Source organism: Bradyrhizobium sp. SZCCHNRI3043, from assembly GCF_032377735.1.
Lineage (GTDB): Bacteria > Pseudomonadota > Alphaproteobacteria > Rhizobiales > Xanthobacteraceae > Bradyrhizobium.
The window spans coordinates 418,249-435,403 of sequence record NZ_JAUHID010000003.1 but is presented as its reverse complement, the minus strand read 5'-3'; the positions used below and the strand labels follow the sequence as shown (position 1 = coordinate 435,403).

The following is a 17,155-nucleotide window of genomic DNA, read 5'->3' as shown; positions in this document are numbered from 1 at the left end:
CGAGCGGAACGCGGTCCGGATAACCGGACGACTCGGATCGCCGGCTTCGGCGTGATATCGGATGCTGCATGAAACGATTGAGAGCAGTACCTCGGTGGTTCGCGCGCAAGTTCGGCTATGCGCGCATGATCTGCCTGCTGCTGCTGATCGGCTTCGCGGCGCTACGCGTCGCAGACCCTGCCCTGGTGCAGGAGCTGCGCGTCCGGACCTTCGATAATTTCCAGGTGCTGAGTCCGCGGATCAAGACGCTGCGGCCGGTGACCATCGTCGATATCGACGAGAAGAGTCTCGCGAATCCCAAGCTCGGTCAGTGGCCCTGGCCGCGCACGCGGATCGCCGAGATCATCGACACTCTGACCCGACTCGGCGCCGTGGTAATTGCCTTCGACGTCGTGTTTGCCGAGCCGGACCGGCTCAATCCCGGGCTCGCGGCCGAGACTTTTTCAAATCTCGACGAGCCGACGCGCGAGAAGCTGAGGAAATTGCCATCCAATGACCAGGTGCTCGCCGACGCGCTGAAGCGGTCGCGCGTAGTGCTCGGCGAATCCGGTGGTCCTGAGGCTCGTGCAGGCCTCGACAAGACTTTGCCTGTGACAGGCATCGCGACGCTGGGCCACAGCCAGGATGCAACGCCATTCATGTGGAATTTTCCCGGGCTGCTGCGCAACGTCCCCGTGATCGAGCATGCGGCCGCTGGTCGCGGCCTGTTCACCATCAAACCGGAGCGCGATGGCATCATTCGCCGGGTGCCGATGATCATGCTGGCTCAGGGGGATATCATGCCTTCCCTGAGCTTCGAGATGCTGCGGGTCGCGACCCGCACGGATACGATTCGGATCAGGACTGACAAGAGTGGCATCATCGGTCTTGGTCTGGGTGCTGTACAGATTCCGACCGACGCGAATGGGCAGCTCTGGCTGCACTATGCCGAGAGTGACCCATCGATCTACGTGTCGGCCATTGACGTTCTGGAGGGTCGGGTGCCGCCGGAGAAGATCGCCGGCAAACTGGTGCTGATCGGGCCATCGGCCACCGGCCTGAACGACATCAAGACCACGCCGATTTCTCCGGCCATGCCGGGCGTTGAGGTGCATGCTCAGGTGCTCGAGAGTGCTCTGACCGGTGCGATTCTGACGCCGCCCTATTGGGGACTCCCGGCCGAGTTCTTCGGTGCGCTCCTTCTCGGCCTGCTCGTGATCGTCTTCGCGCCGCAACTCGGCGCCGTCGCTCTAGTGGTGGTCGGGGCGCTGTTCGCGGCCGCTCTGCTCGGGATTTCCTGGTACTTCTACACCCAGCATCGGCTGCTGATCGACTTCACCTATCCGATGCTGTCGACGACGGCGATCTATCTGACGCTGATCTTCGCTAACTTCGTCCGCGAGCAGAACCAGCGTCGGCAGATGCGCTCGGTGTTCGGACAATATCTGTCGCCGGTGCTGGTCGAGCAGCTTGCCCAATCACCGCCGACGCTGGGCGGCGAGGAGCGCGAGATCACGGTGATGTTCTCGGACGTGCGCGGCTTCACCACGATCTCGGAGAGCTACAAGCACGATCCGCAGGGCCTGACACAGCTGATGAACCGCTTCCTCACGCCGCTGACCAACGCGATCATCGCTCGCAAGGGCTATGTCGACAAATACATGGGCGACGCCATCATGGCGTTCTGGAACGCGCCGCTCGCCGACAAGGATCATCAGATAAATGCCTGCGAAGCGGCGCTCGACATGCTCGAGCGGATCGATCAGGTGAACGGCGAACGCGAGCAGGAGGCCGAGCATGGCGGCCACGTCTACATTCCGCTCAAGGTCGGAATCGGCCTCAACACCGGCATCGGCGTGGTCGGCAACATGGGCTCCGACCTGAAGTTCAACTATTCGGCGCTTGGCGACAGCGTAAACCTCGCCTCGCGCCTGGAGGGCCAGACCAAGGAGTACGGCTTTCCGATCATCGTCGGCTCGGCGACTGCGATGGCCGTGAAGGACCAGTTCGCGATTCTCGAGCTCGACTTCATCATGGTCAAGGGTAAGACCGAGCCGGAGGTGATCTACGCCATCGCCGGCCGCGAGGACGTGATGTATTCCGAGCGCTTCCAGTTGCTCCGCAACCTCACCATCGAGATGCTGGCGAGCTATCGCAGCCGCGATTGGGAAGGGGCGCTGGCCGCGATCGAGCGCGGCCGCAAGAGCGACCAGGGACAAGACTTGGCCAAGCTCTATGATCTCTATGACGCACGCATCCGCAACTATCAGGTCAATCCGCCGCCCGAGGATTGGAACGGGGCGTACGCACTGCTGACGAAGTAGCCGGTGCCCCGTTCCCGAGTTCGCATCATATCGCGGCGGCCTCGTTGGCCAGGTTCGGTGCCCGCGCGATGAGTATGCTCATCACTTGCAGACCACATAAGCCGAATAGGGCGGGCAACGCTTGCTGCGCTCTTCCGTGCCGGGGACGGGGCGGGTGGAATGCCGTGGCGGGAGGCTTCGCTTGGCACGCGGCAGCTTGCCCGCATCGTGCTTCGATGACGATGGGACGAAGCGGGTTCCAGGCCCATTGGATGATGTCTGGGCGTCCACCGCCGCGAGCTTGCCGATGAATGCGAGCGACAGGATGACGAGCTTGACCGAACGATAGCGCGCTCCAGTCTGCGGGACTGGTACAAGGATAGCGCAATCGAGCAGGCGTCGAGCGCATTGCGTTTGTTGCGAGGTTGCAACAGGGGGATAAGAAGCAACTTGTGTCATGTGACGTCGATTGCATGAATCTGCGCGAACTTGTAGCATGTCTCTACCGAAGATAGAAAGTGCTGCAGATGGGGGGCATCGATGCAGTCTTCTGAGGACAGGAGTGCGGCTGGTTTGACGCAGGGCAGGCCGGCACGGGGTGCGATCAAGCGTTTCACTCTACCAGTTGCGGGCAGCCTCATCGCTGCTGTGGCTTGTGTGCTCGGGGCCGGCGCGGTGTCGGCCGCGGATCTCCCGGTCAAGGCGCCGCCTCCGCCGGTCTCGCTGTGGGAGTTCGAGGTCGGCGCCCGCTATTTCTACAGTTCGGGCCGCACCCGCTACACGTTGGGCGATCCTTTCGTCGCTGGCCAAACCAATTCTCTGCTGACCTACAAGAATCTCAACAGCCATGCCGGCGAGGGGTTCGCCAGGGCCGATCACAGTCTGGGTTTCTTCGCCAAGGGCTTTGCGGGCGGTGGCAACATCTTCAGCGGCAGGCTCAACGACGAAGACTTCCCGCCAGCCGTCATTCCGTACTCGAATACGGACAGCAGCGTGAACAGCGGCAGGCTTTGGTACGGCACGATCGACGCCGGCTACAATTTCTGGAGGGGGCCGGCGTTCAAGGTCGGCGGCTTCATCGGCTACAACCATTTCTACGAAACCGTCAACGCATACGGATGTATCCAGGTCGCGACCAATCCGTTTATCTGTGGTCTCGATCCTGTTGCGGGGGGCGTGCTGGTGCTCAGCAAGACCGAGAACTGGGATTCGCTCCGTGTCGGGTTGAACGGCGTCTTCAAGCTCGGCCAGAACTGGAACGTCACCCTCGATGGCGCCGTTCTGCCCTACGTCCGGCTGAGCGGATTCGACAATCACTGGCTGCGGCCCGACATCAATCCGCTTCCGCAATCTGGAAATGGCTGGGGCTACCAGCTCGAGGGCATTGTGTCATACGACGTGACGAGAAATTTCAGCGTCGGCGTCGGTGGCCGCTATTGGTACGCCCGGACGACCAGTGGGACCACCCAATTTCCTGGAGTCCCGGGGTCGCCCACGACCTTCAGCTACGAGCGGTACGGCGGCTTTCTCCAGGCCTCCTACAAATTTGACTCGGGCGCCTTCGGGAAATGAAATATTGGCTATCGTGCTGAAGAGAAAGCCCGGCAAAACGCCGGGCTTCCTTCTTTGCGAGCACGACAGCCGCCGGCCCGGTCAGTTATTCCGCCCCGATCGTCGTCAGGTCCTGGAACCAGTGTTGCGCCTGCACGAACTTCTTGACCTTCGGCGATAGCGCGTGCGGATTGGTGTCGTGCACGACCCAGACCAGCACCGCATCGTCGACCACAGCCGCATGCGCCTGCGCGATCAACTCGTCCTGCTTGGCCGGATCGAACGTCTGCTTGGCTTCAGCAATCAGCGCATCGACCTTGGGATTCTTGTAGCCGCCCCAGTTGACGCCAACGGGCGCGATCTGGTCGGAGGCGAAGAAGCGGACGATCGCGTAGAGCGGGTCCGATGTGACATAGGCGATGTTGTTGGCGGTGATGCCGGCGTTCATCTCGTCCGCCGCGCCCTTGCGCCAATGCGTGTACAGCGTCTCCAACTCGACGACCTTGAAGTCGATGTCGATGCCGATCTCCTTGAAGCTCTGCTGCAGATATTCGTTCATCGGCAGCGACAGCATCTGGCCGGTGCCGCCCTGCGCGATGATGAAGGTGGTCTTGAGCGGCTTGTCCTTGGAGTAGCCGGCCTCCTCGACCAGCTTCTTGGCGGCGGCGACATCATATTTCAGCTCGAAGCTCGGCTTGCCGAACCACGGGCTCGACGGGTCGACCTGGCCCTTGGCCGGCTTGGCGAGGCCGTTCATCAGCCCGACGACCTCGTCGCGGTTGATGGCGAGGTTGAGCGCCCTGCGCAGCCGGATGTCGGTCCAGGGCGATCCCGGCAGCACGCTGAGGTGGTAGTTCCAGACATGCGGCGTGACGTTGTCGACGAGCTTCATGCCGGCCGCCTTGAGCTGCGGCACGGCGTCCGGCGCCGGCGTCTCGATCAGGTCGACCTGGCCGGCGAGCAGCGCATTGGTGCGGGTCAGCGCCTCCGGCATCGGCACCAGCACCAGCTTGTCCGTCCTCGGCAGCCGGTCCTTGTTCCAATATTCGGAATTCTTCGTCAGCTCGGCGAGCTCGCGCGGCACCAGCTTGGTCAGCTTGAACGGCCCGGTGCCGGAGGGCTGGCTGGCGAACTTGTCCCAGTCCTTGCCGAGCTTCTCATACTGCGCCGGGCTCGAAATCAGGAACCACAGCATCTGATAGGGAAAGAACGAGTCGACCGTCTTGGTGGTGATCTCGACCGTGGAGTCGTCGATCTTGGCGTAGCTCGCCACCGACGGAAGGCGCGTCTTGACCTGCGCGCTCTGCCGCTTGTCGAACTGCGGTGCCTTATCGTTGAGCACCTTGTCCAGATTCCAGATCACCGCGTCGGCATTGAAGTCGCTGCCGTCGTGGAACTTGACGCCCTTGCGCAGGGTGAAGCGCCACTTGGTCTTGTCGGCGTCATCGACCTTCCACTCGCTGGCGAGGCCCGGGATCAGCTTGCCGGGCTTGTCGGCTGTGCTCATGTCCCACGCGACCAGCGGATCATAGATCGTATAGCCGGTAAACTGATAGGCGCCGGCGCCGCGATCGGGCTGGCCGGTCGTCAGCGGGATGTCGGCCATCGAGATGCCGTAGCGTAGAACGGTTTCGGCCCGCGCCGCGCCGGCCGAGAGGCCGAGCACAAGCGCGGTGGCAAGCAGTGAGTTGAGGATACGCATGCGGGTGAAGCTCCGTGGCAATCGGATCAATTCGATCCGCGAAACTTGCAATCCGGGTGCCAAGCCCCGGTCGTGATCATTTGAGTACAAACGGTTGTGACCTCGCGTCGCAGGGCCGTGCGCGAAGGCACCGCTGGCATAGCCGTTGCATAACGATGCACAGAATTTAGCCAGCTTGATCGGAGATGTTGATCGTGCTTTCGCGTATTGCGACCTCAATGAAGGAACGTGCGGCTGTTGCGGCTGCCATGATGACGACGGTCTCGGCCCTCGCGCTGCCGGCGCAAGCCAGCGCGGAATCCGTGCTGCGCATCGGCATGACTGCGGCGGACATTCCGCGCACGCTCGGCCAGCCCGACCAGGGCTTCGAGGGTAACCGCTTCACCGGCCTCACCATGTATGACGCGTTGACGGCGTGGGACCTGTCGTCGGCGGACAAGCCGAGCGTCGTCATTCCCGGCCTTGCCACCGAATGGAAGGTCGACGACGCCGACAAGACCAAATGGACGTTCAAGCTGCGTCCCGGCGTCACCTTCCATGACGGCGCGCCGTTCAACGCCGATGCCGTGGTGTGGAACGTCGAGAAGGTGCTGAAGCAAGACGCGCCGCAGTTCGATCCGAGCCAGGTCGGCGTCACCGCCTCGCGCATGCCGACGCTGGCGTCTGCGCGCAAGATCGACGACCTCACGGTGGAGCTGACGACCAAGGAGCCGGACAGCTTCCTGCCGATCAACCTCACCAACCTGTTCATGGCGAGCCCGACCAAGTGGCAGAAGCTCTATGAGGCCGCGACCGGCGCCGACGACAAGGCGAAGTCGCAAGCCGCCTGGGCCGCCTTCGCCAAGGACGCCTCTGGCACCGGCCCGTGGAAGATGACCAAGTTCACGCCGCGCGAGCGGCTCGAGCTGTCGAAGAACGAGGCCTATTGGGACAAGGCGCGCGTGCCGAAGTCCGACAAGATGATCCTGCTGCCGATGCCGGAAGCCAATGCGCGCACCGCGGCGCTGCTGTCCGGTCAGGTCGACTGGGTCGAGGCGCCGGCGCCGGATGCGCTGCCCGAGATCAACCAGCGCGGCTTCAAGCTCTACGCCAATGAGCAGCCGCATGTCTGGCCCTGGCAGTTCTCGCGCGTCGACGGCTCGCCGTGGAACGACATCCGCGTCCGCAAGGCCGCCAATCTCTGCATCGATCGCGAAGGCCTGAAGGATGGTCTGCTCGCCGGACTGATGGTGCCGGCGACCGGCACCTTCGAGAAGGGCCATCCCTGGCGCGGCAACGTCACCTTCGAGATCAAGTACGACAAGGCGGCCGCACAGAAGCTGATGCAGGAGGCCGGCTACGGCCCGAACAAGAAGCTCGAGGTCAAGACGCAGACCTCGGCGTCGGGCTCGGGCCAGATGCAACCGCTGCCGATGAACGAATATCTGCAGCAGGCGCTGGCCGAGTGCTATTTCGACGTCAAGCTCGACGTCATCGAGTGGAACACGCTGTTCACCAACTGGCGCCGCGGCGCCAAGGATCCCTCCGCCAACGGCGCCAACGCCACCAACGTCACCTACGCGGCGATGGATCCGTTCTTCGCGCTGGTGCGCTTCCTGCAGTCCTCGATGGCGCCGCCGGTGTCCAACAATTGGGGCTTCATCAATAATCCGAAGTTCGACGAGCTGGTGAAGAAGGCGCGCCAGACCTTCGATCCCACCGAGCGCGACAAGGCGCTCGCGGAGCTGCATGCGGCCTCGGTCGATGATGCGGCGTTCCTTTACGTCGCCCACGACGTCGGCCCGCGCGCCATGAGCCCGAAGGTCAAGGGCGTGGTGCAGCCGAAGAGCTGGTTCATCGACTTCTCGCCGATCTCGGTGGAGCCGTGATCTTGATAGAGGGGTAGTCTCTGCACGTGCGCCGTTGCGCTCCCTCCCCCCTTGTGGGGGAGGGGCGGGGAGGGGGGCCTCCGGCGGCAGTCTTCGCGTGGACCCCCACCCCCGACCCCTCCCCGCAAGGGGGAGGGGAGTCTTCCATCACCACCTTCTCCCGTATGGGTGAAGGAAGAAACAGGTGACTCGTGCTCTCTTATGCTGCCAGGCGGATGGTCTATGCGATTCCGATCATCATCGGCGTCGCGCTCGTCTGCTTCATGCTCGTTCACATCACGCCCGGCGATCCCTTGGTCGCGGTGCTGCCGGCCGACGCGTCGCAGGAGCTCGCGCAGCAGCTCCGCGTCGCCTATGGCTTCGACAAGCCGCTGCCGGTGCAGTTCGGATTGTGGCTGTGGCGCGCGGTCAATGGCGACCTCGGCAACTCCATCGCCACCGGCCGTCCCGTGCTGGCGGAGGTGCTGCGCGCGGTGTCCAACACGGTGACGCTCGCAATCGCCGCCGCCATCATCGGCTTCTCGCTCGGCCTGTTCTTCGGCCTCGTCGCCGGCTATTTCCGCGATACCTGGATCGACAAGGTCGCGACGTCGATCGCGATCGCCGGCGTCTCGGTGCCGCATTACTGGCTCGGCATGGTGCTCGTCATCATCTTCTCGGTCGAGCTGAACTGGCTGCCCGCGGTCGGCGCGGGTCCGTCCGGCTCGGGCGCGTGGTCATGGGACTGGGCGCATATCCGCTTCCTGGTGCTGCCCGCGATCACCACGTCGGTGATCCCGATGGGCATCATCACCCGCACCGTGCGCGCGCTGACGGGCGACATCCTGAGCCAGGATTTCGTCGAGGCGCTGCGCGCCAAGGGGCTGCGCGAGACCCATGTGTTCCGCCATGTGCTGAAGAACGCCGCACCGACGGCGCTGGCGATCATGGGGCTGCAGCTCGGCTACATGCTCGGCGGCTCGATCCTGATCGAGACCGTGTTCTCATGGCCAGGCTCGGGCCTGCTGTTGAACTCGGCGATCTTCCAGCGCGACCTGCCGCTGCTGCAGGGCACGATCCTGGTGCTGGCGATGTTCTTCGTCATCCTCAACCTCGTGGTCGACATCGCGCAGGCCGCGATCGATCCGCGCATCAAGCGAGGCTAGTGCGGTGAGCGTCAGTCCCACGAGCACGATGAACGACGCCTCTCTGCAGGCCGCCCCGGTGGCGAATGCACGCGGCTATTGGGCAACCGTCGGCCGCCGCATCATCAGGGACAAGGTCAGCATGGTCTGCGTCGCGATCCTGCTGCTGATCCTGCTCTCCGCATTGCTCGCGCCCTACCTGCATCTCGCCGACCCCTATCAGGGCTCGATGATCCGCCGTCTGCGCCACATCGGCACGCCGAGCTATCCGCTCGGCACCGACGAGCTCGGCCGCGACATGCTGGCGCGGCTGATCTATGGCGGCCGGCTGTCGCTCTTGATCGGCATCTCGCCGGTGATCCTCGCCTTCGGCATCGGCACCCTGCTCGGCCTCGTCGCCGGCTATGTCGGCGGCTGGGTCAACACCGCGATCATGCGCACCATCGACGTGTTTTACGCCTTCCCCTCGGTGCTGCTGGCGATCGCGATCTCCGGCGCGCTCGGCGCCGGCATCACCAACTCCATCGTCTCCTTGACCATCGTGTTCGTGCCGCAGATCACCCGCGTCGCCGAGAGCGTCACCACGGGTGTGCGCAACCGCGATTTCGTCGAGGCGGCGCGGGCCTCCGGTGCCTCATCGTTCACGATCATGCGCGCGCACATGCTCGGCAACGTGCTCGGGCCGATCTTCGTCTACGCCACTGGCCTGATCTCGGTATCGATGATCCTCGCTGCGGGTCTCTCGTTCCTCGGTCTCGGCACCAAGCCGCCGGAGCCGGAATGGGGCCTGATGCTGAACACGCTCCGCACCGCGATCTACGTCAATCCGTGGGTGGCGGCGCTGCCGGGCGCGATGATTTTTGCTGTCTCCATCTGCTTCAACCTGCTCAGCGACGGCCTGCGCAGCGCCATGGACATCCGGAGCTGATGATCATGAGTGAAGCAACGGCAGTCACCGGCCTGGAGCCGATCGAGGACCTCGGCGGCAAGGCGCAGCCGCTGCTGCGGGTCGATGGTCTCACCAAACATTTCCCGGTGCGTGGCGGCCTGTTCGGCGCACGCAAGACGGTGCGCGCGGTCGATGATGTCTCGTTCGTCATCGGCAAGGGCGAGACCGTCGGCATCGTCGGCGAGTCCGGCTGCGGCAAGTCGACGACGGCGCGGCTTTTGATGCACCTGATGGAGCGGGATGCCGGCGAGATCATCTTCGACGGCCGCCAGGTCGGGCATGAGATGTCACTGCGCGAGCTGCGTCGCGGCATGCAGATGGTGTTCCAGGATTCCTATGCCTCGCTCAATCCGCGGCTGACGATCGAGGAGTCGATCGCGTTCGGGCCGAAGGTGCACGGCATGACCGACATCGCGGCGCGCTCGCTCGCCCGCGAGCTGCTCGGCAAGGTCGGCCTGCGGCCCGAAACCTTCGCCAACCGCTATCCGCACGAAATCTCCGGCGGCCAGCGCCAGCGTGTCAACATTGCGCGGGCGCTGGCGCTGTCGCCGCGGCTCGTCATTCTCGACGAGGCGGTGTCGGCACTCGACAAATCGGTCGAGGCGCAGGTGCTCAACCTGCTGATGGACCTCAAGCGCGAGTTCGGCCTGACCTATCTGTTCATCAGCCACGACCTCAACGTCATCAACTACATCTCCGATCGCGTATTGGTGATGTATCTCGGCGAGGTCGTCGAGCTCGGCCCGGTCGAGCAGGTCTGGGCCAAGCCGGCGCATCCCTATGCACGGGCGCTGCTGGCGGCGATGCCGTCATCCGATCCGGACCGGCGCACCGAGACGCCGCCGCTCTCCGGCGATCCGCCGAATCCGATCGATCCGCCGGCCGGCTGCCGGTTTCATACCCGCTGTCCGTTCGCGGAGGTGCTCTGCTCGAATGTCGCGCCAAGATTGACGGAGCTGGATACAATGGGCCATCAGGCCGCCTGCCACATGGCGATATCAGGTTCGGGACACAGCCGTGCGCCGGCCGCCTGAAGGGCAGACACCAGCAGCGAGAAGCGGAATGACCAGACCCACGCCCCAACAAGTCAGTGCCATCGCGGAGGCCTCCGGGCTGCCCGTCGACAAGGAGGTTGCGACCCGCATCGCCGACTCGATCGGACCGGCCTTCGACAACTTCGCCGCGGTCGCCGGCACCCTGCCGTTCGACCTGGAGCCTGCGAGCTACGTCGTGGCGCAGACGCTGAAGGTGGGCCGATGAGCACCGAACCTTCCTTGATGACCCTGACCGACGTCGCGAAGGCGATCGCTGACAGGAAGCTCTCTTCGGTCGAGGTGACGCGCTCCTGCCTGCACCGCATCGCGCAATGGCAGCCGAAGCTGAACGCCTTCATGGCGATCGAGTCCGAGCCGGCGTTGAAGGCGGCCGCCGAGGCCGATTCCGCCCTGGCCAAGGACGGCCAGAAGGGCCCGCTGCATGGCGTGCCGCTCGCCCACAAGGACATGTACTACGAGGCCGGCCACATCTCGACCTGCGGCTCGCTGATCCGGCGCGACTTCGTGGCGACGACGACGTCGACCGCGCTGCAGCGGCTGAAGGATGCCGGATCGATCCGGCTCGGCACCTTGCAGATGGCCGAGTTCGCCTATGGCCCGACCGGCCACAACGCGCATTACGGTCCGGTGCACAATCCCTGGAAGCTCGGCTACGTCACCGGCGGCTCGTCGTCCGGCTCCGGCTCGGCGGTCGGCGCGCGTCTCACCTTTGCGGCGCTCGGCTCCGACACCGGCGGCTCGATCCGCATGCCCGCGAATTTCTGCGGCGTCACCGGCCTGAAGGTCACCTGGGGCCGCGTCAGCCGCGCCGGTGCGATGCCGCTGTCGCAGTCGCTCGACACGGTCGGACCTCTTGCTCAGACTGCCGAGGATTGCGCGTTGCTGCTCGGGCTGATGGCTGGTCCTGATCCCGAGGATCCGACCGCCAGCGCCGCGCCCGTGCCGGACTATGTCGCGGCCACCCAGGCCTCGATCAAGGGTCTCAGGATCGGCGTGCCCAAGGCGTTCTATGTCGACGACCTCGATCCTGAGGTGGCGCGCTGTCTCGATGCGACGATCGCGGTCCTGAAGACCGAGGGCGCCGATGTGGTTCAGGTCGAGCTGCCGGATCAGCGCCAGCTCACCGCGGCCTGCCAGCTCGTGCTAGCGGTCGAGGCGGCCGCCTTCCACAAGCGCTGGATGATCGAGCGGCCGCAGGACTACGGCCCCCAGGTGCTGATGCGGCTGCAGAACGCGCTGGCCGTCTCCGGCGTCGCCTATCTCGAAGCGCTGCGTTGGCGCGGTGCGGCTCTGGCGGCGCATGTCGCAGCGACGTCAGGCGTCGATGCGGTGGTCGCACCGGTGTCGCCGCTGGTGACACCTTCGATCGTCGAGAGCGACGTTGGCGGCGCGCCGGGTGCGGAGGCCGTGATCCAGCGCATCACCCGCTTCACCCGCCCGGTGAACTATCTCGGCCTGCCATCGCTGGCGATCCCGACTGGCTTCACGTCGACGGGTCTTCCGGTCGGCATGCAACTGATCGGCCGCGCGTTCGATGAGGCTACGATCCTGACCATCGGCGCCGCCTTCCAGCGCGCGACTGATTTCCACGCCAGGGTGCCGACGCTGCCATGAGGGAGACCTGTGCATCCCGCTCGATGGTCTCGCCCTCCCCTGGAGGGGGAGGGTCGATTGCGCATGGCATGCGCAATCGGGGTGGGGTGACGGTCTCTCCCCTTCGAAGCGAGTCCATGGAGGGGCTGTCACCCCACCCCGTCTCGCATTCCGCTGCGCTTCATGCGAGCCGGCCCTCCCCCTCCAGGGGAGGGTGGCAGCTCACTTCGCAATTGGCCACGGCGTTCCTGACGGCAAGGTGAGATAGCCTCCCCATGACCAACCTCGTCGAGATCGACAATCTCACCATCCGCTTCACCGGCGAGCGCACCGTGCATGCGGTGAACGACGTCAGCCTGTCGCTCGGCGACGGCGAGGTGCTCGGCCTGCTCGGCGAGTCCGGTTCGGGCAAGAGCGTGACCATGCGGGCGCTGATGCGGCTGTTGCCGAACAAGCGGACGCAGATCTCCGGCAGTGTCAAGGTGCTGGGCCGCGACGTGCTGGCGATGAACGACGAGGAGCTGTCGCAGTTTCGCGGCCGCTCCGTGTCGATGATCTTCCAGGAGCCGGGACTTGCGCTCGATCCGGTCTATACCATCGGCCGGCAGATCGCCGAGACCGTCATGCGGCACGAGGGCAAGAGTTTTGCAGAAGCGCAGGCGCGGGCGCTGGAGATGCTCGACGTCGTCAGGATTCCCTCGGCGAAGCGTCGCCTGGAGTCCTATCCGCACGAGATGTCCGGCGGCATGCGCCAGCGGGCGATGATCGCGCTGGCGCTGGCGTGCCGGCCGAAAGTGCTGCTGGCGGACGAGCCCACCACCGCACTCGACGCCACCGTGCAGATCCAGATCCTGCTGCTGCTGCGCGAACTGCAGCGCGAGTTTGGCATGTCCGTCATCTTCGTCACCCACGACATCGGCGTCGCGATCGAGATCTGCGACCGCCTCGCCGTGATGTATGCCGGAGAGATCGTGGAGCAGGGCAGCTTGCGCGAGATCGTGCGCCAACCCATGCACCCCTACGCGCGCGGCCTACTGGCTTCGACGATCCACGGTGCCAGGCGCGGCGAGCGGCTGCAGACCATTCCCGGCACGCCACCCTCGCTCGACCGGACGCCGCGGAGCTGCTCGTTCGCACCGCGCTGCAGCCTGGCGCAGCCGCGCTGCTCGGAGGCGATGCCGCCGAACATTGCGCTCGGGCCGCGGCGGCTGGCGCGCTGTATCCTGGCCGAGGCGCCGGCAAGTGTGGCGGCGACGTAACGGTTCGCCCGAAACGCGCTACTCACCGGCCGAAACCGTGCATCGCGTGTCGAAGCGTCGCGGCGGCCTCGCTAAGGTGCTGGCACGCGTGGGACCGATCGTCCGCGCCGGATGAGGACTCGCCATGCACGTATCGAACGAAGGTATCCTGGTCATTCTGTTCGTTGGCCTGGTTGCAGGCTGGCTCGCGGGCAAGATCGTGCGCGGCACCGGCTTCGGGCTGGTCGGCGACATCGTCATCGGCGTGCTCGGCGCTTTGGTCGCGAGCCTGATCTTCCCGCGGCTTGGCGTCCGGATCGGGACCGGCCTCGTGTCGGAAATCGTCTATTCCGCGCTCGGCGCCATCATTCTTCTGCTGGTGGTGCGGCTGGTGCGGACCGGCGGGCGGCTCTAGGGCTTGCGATCCGGCGCGGCTGAACGTTTGCACTGCGCCACGCGACATACCCAAGCACATAGCTAATTTACGCTAAAGTGAGCATCGTTGGACGCTCACCGCAGGAATCAGTATATTTCGCCTTGTTTGCCGCCAGTTTGTGCTTTTGATCGGCGGTCATGCAGCTCATTTGATCAATTGAAGAGATGGTGGTGATGGCGGCCGCACCTCACGTGAGGCAATCCGAGCTCAGCGATGCCTTGCGCGGTTGCCGCAGCGCCTTCATCGGCGTTGGGGCGATGAGCTGCATCATCAACCTGCTCTACCTCACCGGCTCGATCTTCATGCTCGAGGTCTACGACCGGGTGCTGCCCAGCCGGTCCGTGCCGACCCTGATCGGCCTGATCATCATCGCCGCCGGGCTTTACGCCGCTCAGGGCGCGCTCGACATGATCCGTAGCCGTATTCTCGGCCGCATCGGCACCGCTCTGGATGAGAGCCTGAACGCGCGGGTGTTCGACACCGTGGTGCGGTTGCCGCTGGCGGCCGGCGGTCGCAACGAAGGGCTGCAGCCGTTGCGCGACCTCGACAACATCAGGAGCTTTCTCGGCAGCCAGGGGCCGGGCGCGTTCTTCGATCTGCCGTGGCTGCCGCTGTATCTGGCGATCTGCTTCGCCTTTCACGTGATGCTCGGCGTCACGGCGCTGGCCGGCGCCATCATCCTCGTCACCCTGACGCTGATCACCGAATTCCTCACCCGCACTCCCGCCAAGGAGGCGATGGGGCTCGCCGCCCGCCGCAATGATCTCGCCACCGCAAGCCGGCGCAACGCGGAGGTGCTGGTCGCGATGGGCATGACCGGGCGCATGCTGTCGCGCTGGAGCGAGACCAACGAGAAATATCTCGCCGGCAACCAGCGCGCCAGCGACGTCGCCGGCGGCCTCGGCGCCATCGCCAAGGTGCTGCGCATGATGCTGCAGTCCGCGGTGCTCGCGGTCGGCGCCTATCTCGTGATCCATCAGGAGGCGACCGCGGGCATCATCATCGCCGGCTCGATCCTGAGCGCGCGGGCGCTGGCGCCGGTCGATCTCGCGATCGCGCATTGGAAGAGCTTCGTTGCCGCGCGCCAGAGCTGGCGCCGTCTCAGCCATCTGTTGCAGACGATGCCGCAGCGACCGGCGCCGACCCTGTTGCAGCCGCCGGTCGGCAAGCTCTCGGTCGAGGCCATCTCGATCGTCGCGCCCGGCGATCAGAAGGCGATCGTGCAGGACGTGAGCTTCGCGCTGTCCGCCGGCAACGGCCTTGGCATCATCGGCCCGAGCGCGTCGGGCAAGTCGTCGCTGGTCCGCGCGCTGGTCGGCGTCTGGCGTCCGGTGCGCGGCCATGTCCGGCTCGACGGCGCGGCGCTCGACCAATGGTCGACGGACGAGCTCGGCCGCCACATCGGCTATCTGCCGCAGGATGTCGAGCTGTTCGGCGGCACCGTGGCGCAGAACATCTGCCGCTTCGATCCGAAAGCCTCCGCTGACGGCATCATCGCCGCCGCCAAGGAGGCCGGCGTGCACGACATGATCATCAAGATGCGCGACGGCTACGATACAGAGATCGGCGAGCAGGGCGCCGCGCTCTCGGCGGGCCAGGCGCAGCGCGTGGCGTTGGCGCGCGCGCTCTATGGCAACCCGTTCCTGATCGTGCTCGACGAGCCCAACTCCAATCTCGACACCGAAGGCGACGAGGCGCTGTCGCGCGCGGTGCGCTCGGCGCGGGCGCGCGGCGCGATCGTGGTCATCGTCGCACACCGGCCGATCGGCATCGAGGCGGTCGATCAGGTCCTGGTCATGAAGGACGGCCGCGCGCAGGCCTTCGGTCCGAAGGAGACGGTGCTGGCGCAGGTGCTTCAGCCGCGCCCGCCGGCACCGATCAAGATCGTCTCGGAGGCCGGAGTGACGAAGTCATGAGCAGTCAGGTCGTCGCTGGTCCTCTTCCGAGGGCGCGCAAGCCGGAGAGCGTGCGCGAGTCGATCCGGCGTCACCTGCTGGTCGGCATGGGCGTCGTCGTTGCAGTCGCCGGCGGGCTCGGCGGCTGGGCCGCGACGCAGCAGATTTCCGGCGCGTTGATCGCGCCGGGCCAGATCGTGGTCGAATCCAACGTCAAGAAGGTGCAGCATCCGACCGGCGGTGTGGTCGGCGAGCTCAGGGCGCGCGACGGCGACGTCGTCAAGTCCGGCGACATCGTTGTCAGGTTGGACGACACCGTGACCAAGGCGAGCCTCGCCATCGTCACCAAGAATCTCGACGCGCTGCAGGCGCGCGCCGCCCGGCTCGAGGCGGAGCAGCGCGGCTGGGCCAAGATCCTGTTCCCGCCGCAGCTGCTGCAGCGGTTGAGCGATCCCGACGTCAACAGCCTGCTCGCCTCCGAGACCAAGCTGTTCGAGGTCCGCGTCAACGGCCGCGTCGGGCAGAAGGCGCAGCTGCGCGAGCGCGTCACCCAGCTGAACGAGGAGATCGAGGGCCTCTCGGCGCAGGTCAGCGCCAAGGACCAGGAGATCGCGCTGGTGCAGAAGGAGCTCGATGGCGTGCGCCAGCTGTATGAGCAGCATCTGGTGCAGCTGTCGCGCCTGACCGCCCTGGAGCGCGACGCCGCCCGCCTCAATGGCGAGCGCGCGCAGTTCATCGCGGCCCGCGCCCAGGCCAAGGGCAAGATCAGCGAGACCGAGCTGCAGATCATCCAGGTCGACAAGGACATGGTGAGCGAGGTGTCCAAGGACCTGCGCGAGACCACCGACAAGATCGGCGAGTTTGTCGAGCGCAAGGTCACCGCCGAGGACCAGCTGCGCCGCGTCGACATCCGCGCGCCGCAGGACGGCATGGTGCTGCAGTCGACCGTCCACACCGTGGGCGGCGTCATCACCGCGGGCGACGCCATCATGCTGATCGTGCCGCAGAGCGACGACCTCCAGGTCGAAGCCAAGGTCAATCCGCAGGACATCGACAAGCTGCAGGTCGGCCAGAAGACCTTGCTGCGGCTCTCCGCCTTCAACCAGCGCACCACGCCGGAATTGAATGGCGTCGTCAGCCGCGTCTCGCCCGACGTCACCACCGACCAGCGCACCGGCCAGAGCTATTACACCATCCGCGTCTCGATGCCGCCGGAGGAGATCGCCCGGCTCGGCGACGTCAAGCTGATTCCGGGCATGCCGGTCGAAGCCTTCGTCCAGACCGGCGACCGCACCGTGATCTCCTACCTGATGAAGCCGCTGCACGACCAGCTGATGCGTGCGTTCCGGGAGAAGTGAGGCAAGGGCGACACGCCGCTGCTTCGAGACCATTGGCGCTGCCCCAAACTCAGTGTCATCCCCGCGAACGCGGGGATCCATAACCACCGGCGGACATTGGCTTG

Annotated in this window: 14 protein-coding genes; 12 read left to right on the top strand and 2 right to left on the bottom strand. The window is 65.4% G+C overall.

The genetic code is table 11. From position 1 onward, the window contains the following. The first annotated feature begins 68 nt into the window (after window positions 1–68). Entirely contained in the window at window positions 69–2,303 is a 2,235-nt protein-coding gene (locus QX124_RS10795) for an adenylate/guanylate cyclase domain-containing protein (protein ID WP_315734836.1), read from the top strand. 81 nt (window positions 2,304–2,384) lie between these two features. Here the strand turns inward: QX124_RS10795 and QX124_RS10790 are convergent, their stop codons facing one another. Beyond that, window positions 2,385–2,741, bottom strand: a complete 357-nt coding sequence (locus QX124_RS10790) for a hypothetical protein (protein WP_315734834.1) — start codon at window positions 2,739–2,741, stop codon at window positions 2,385–2,387. An 81-nt stretch (window positions 2,742–2,822) separates the two neighbouring features. Here QX124_RS10790 and QX124_RS10785 point away from each other — a divergent pair, with 81 nt between their 5' ends. Next, window positions 2,823–3,854: a hypothetical protein gene (locus QX124_RS10785; protein ID WP_315734832.1), complete on the top strand. Its 1,032-nt coding sequence runs from the start codon at window positions 2,823–2,825 to the stop codon at window positions 3,852–3,854. 85 nt (window positions 3,855–3,939) lie between these two features. Here QX124_RS10785 and QX124_RS10780 read toward each other — a convergent pair whose 3' ends face one another. Beyond that, entirely contained in the window at window positions 3,940–5,535 is a 1,596-nt protein-coding gene (locus tag QX124_RS10780; RefSeq protein WP_315734830.1) for an ABC transporter substrate-binding protein, read from the bottom strand. Between the two features lie 218 nt (window positions 5,536–5,753). On the opposite strand from QX124_RS10780, the gene QX124_RS10775 reads away from it, so the two are divergent. The 10 genes from QX124_RS10775 (at window position 5,754) to QX124_RS10730 (ending at window position 17,051) form a co-directional block, all read left to right on the top strand. Further along, window positions 5,754–7,403 (top strand): ABC transporter substrate-binding protein, encoded by a 1,650-nt coding sequence (locus QX124_RS10775; RefSeq protein WP_409997683.1) that lies wholly within the window; start codon window positions 5,754–5,756, stop codon window positions 7,401–7,403. 191 nt (window positions 7,404–7,594) lie between these two features. Then, window positions 7,595–8,548: an ABC transporter permease gene (locus QX124_RS10770; protein ID WP_315797122.1), complete on the top strand. Its 954-nt coding sequence runs from the start codon at window positions 7,595–7,597 to the stop codon at window positions 8,546–8,548. Between the two features lie 28 nt (window positions 8,549–8,576). Then, a complete protein-coding gene (locus QX124_RS10765) occupies window positions 8,577–9,455 on the top strand; it encodes an ABC transporter permease (RefSeq protein ID WP_315783816.1) in 879 nt (292 codons plus the stop codon). Window positions 9,456–9,460: 5 nt separating this feature from the next. Further along, window positions 9,461–10,510: an oligopeptide/dipeptide ABC transporter ATP-binding protein gene (locus QX124_RS10760; RefSeq protein ID WP_315797121.1), complete on the top strand. Its 1,050-nt coding sequence runs from the start codon at window positions 9,461–9,463 to the stop codon at window positions 10,508–10,510. A gap of 28 nt (window positions 10,511–10,538) precedes the next feature. Beyond that, entirely contained in the window at window positions 10,539–10,736 is a 198-nt protein-coding gene (locus tag QX124_RS10755) for a hypothetical protein (protein ID WP_006611297.1), read from the top strand. Then, window positions 10,733–12,145, top strand: a complete 1,413-nt coding sequence (locus tag QX124_RS10750; protein WP_315797120.1) for an amidase — start codon at window positions 10,733–10,735, stop codon at window positions 12,143–12,145. The genes QX124_RS10755 and QX124_RS10750 overlap by 4 nt, the downstream gene beginning before the upstream one ends. A gap of 254 nt (window positions 12,146–12,399) precedes the next feature. After that, on the top strand, window positions 12,400–13,383 hold the full coding sequence (locus QX124_RS10745) for an ABC transporter ATP-binding protein (RefSeq protein ID WP_315797119.1): 984 nt from the start codon (window positions 12,400–12,402) through the stop codon (window positions 13,381–13,383). 124 nt (window positions 13,384–13,507) lie between these two features. After that, window positions 13,508–13,777 (top strand): GlsB/YeaQ/YmgE family stress response membrane protein, encoded by a 270-nt coding sequence (locus QX124_RS10740; RefSeq protein ID WP_315713716.1) that lies wholly within the window; start codon window positions 13,508–13,510, stop codon window positions 13,775–13,777. Window positions 13,778–13,971: 194 nt separating this feature from the next. Next, a complete protein-coding gene (locus QX124_RS10735; RefSeq protein ID WP_315734816.1) occupies window positions 13,972–15,714 on the top strand; it encodes a type I secretion system permease/ATPase in 1,743 nt (580 codons plus the stop codon). Then, window positions 15,711–17,051: an HlyD family type I secretion periplasmic adaptor subunit gene (locus QX124_RS10730; RefSeq protein WP_315734814.1), complete on the top strand. Its 1,341-nt coding sequence runs from the start codon at window positions 15,711–15,713 to the stop codon at window positions 17,049–17,051. Before QX124_RS10735 ends, QX124_RS10730 begins: the two co-directional genes overlap by 4 nt. Window positions 17,052–17,155 lie beyond the last annotated feature (104 nt).

What these genes read in the sequence shown, in the direction of transcription:
- QX124_RS10795 (WP_315734836.1), top strand. Translation starts at nt 69, where the DNA reads ATGAAACGATTGAGAGCAGTACCTCGGTGGTTCGCGCGCAAGTTCGGC.
- QX124_RS10790 (WP_315734834.1), bottom strand. Translation starts at nt 2,741, where the DNA reads ATGACACAAGTTGCTTCTTATCCCCCTGTTGCAACCTCGCAACAAACG.
- QX124_RS10785 (WP_315734832.1), top strand. Translation starts at nt 2,823, where the DNA reads ATGCAGTCTTCTGAGGACAGGAGTGCGGCTGGTTTGACGCAGGGCAGG.
- QX124_RS10780 (WP_315734830.1), bottom strand. Translation starts at nt 5,535, where the DNA reads ATGCGTATCCTCAACTCACTGCTTGCCACCGCGCTTGTGCTCGGCCTC.
- QX124_RS10775 (WP_409997683.1), top strand. Translation starts at nt 5,754, where the DNA reads ATGAAGGAACGTGCGGCTGTTGCGGCTGCCATGATGACGACGGTCTCG.
- QX124_RS10765 (WP_315783816.1), top strand. Translation starts at nt 8,577, where the DNA reads ATGAACGACGCCTCTCTGCAGGCCGCCCCGGTGGCGAATGCACGCGGC.
- QX124_RS10760 (WP_315797121.1), top strand. Translation starts at nt 9,461, where the DNA reads ATGAGTGAAGCAACGGCAGTCACCGGCCTGGAGCCGATCGAGGACCTC.
- QX124_RS10755 (WP_006611297.1), top strand. Translation starts at nt 10,539, where the DNA reads ATGACCAGACCCACGCCCCAACAAGTCAGTGCCATCGCGGAGGCCTCC.
- QX124_RS10750 (WP_315797120.1), top strand. Translation starts at nt 10,733, where the DNA reads ATGAGCACCGAACCTTCCTTGATGACCCTGACCGACGTCGCGAAGGCG.
- QX124_RS10745 (WP_315797119.1), top strand. Translation starts at nt 12,400, where the DNA reads ATGACCAACCTCGTCGAGATCGACAATCTCACCATCCGCTTCACCGGC.
- QX124_RS10740 (WP_315713716.1), top strand. Translation starts at nt 13,508, where the DNA reads ATGCACGTATCGAACGAAGGTATCCTGGTCATTCTGTTCGTTGGCCTG.
- QX124_RS10735 (WP_315734816.1), top strand. Translation starts at nt 13,972, where the DNA reads ATGGCGGCCGCACCTCACGTGAGGCAATCCGAGCTCAGCGATGCCTTG.
- QX124_RS10730 (WP_315734814.1), top strand. Translation starts at nt 15,711, where the DNA reads ATGAGCAGTCAGGTCGTCGCTGGTCCTCTTCCGAGGGCGCGCAAGCCG.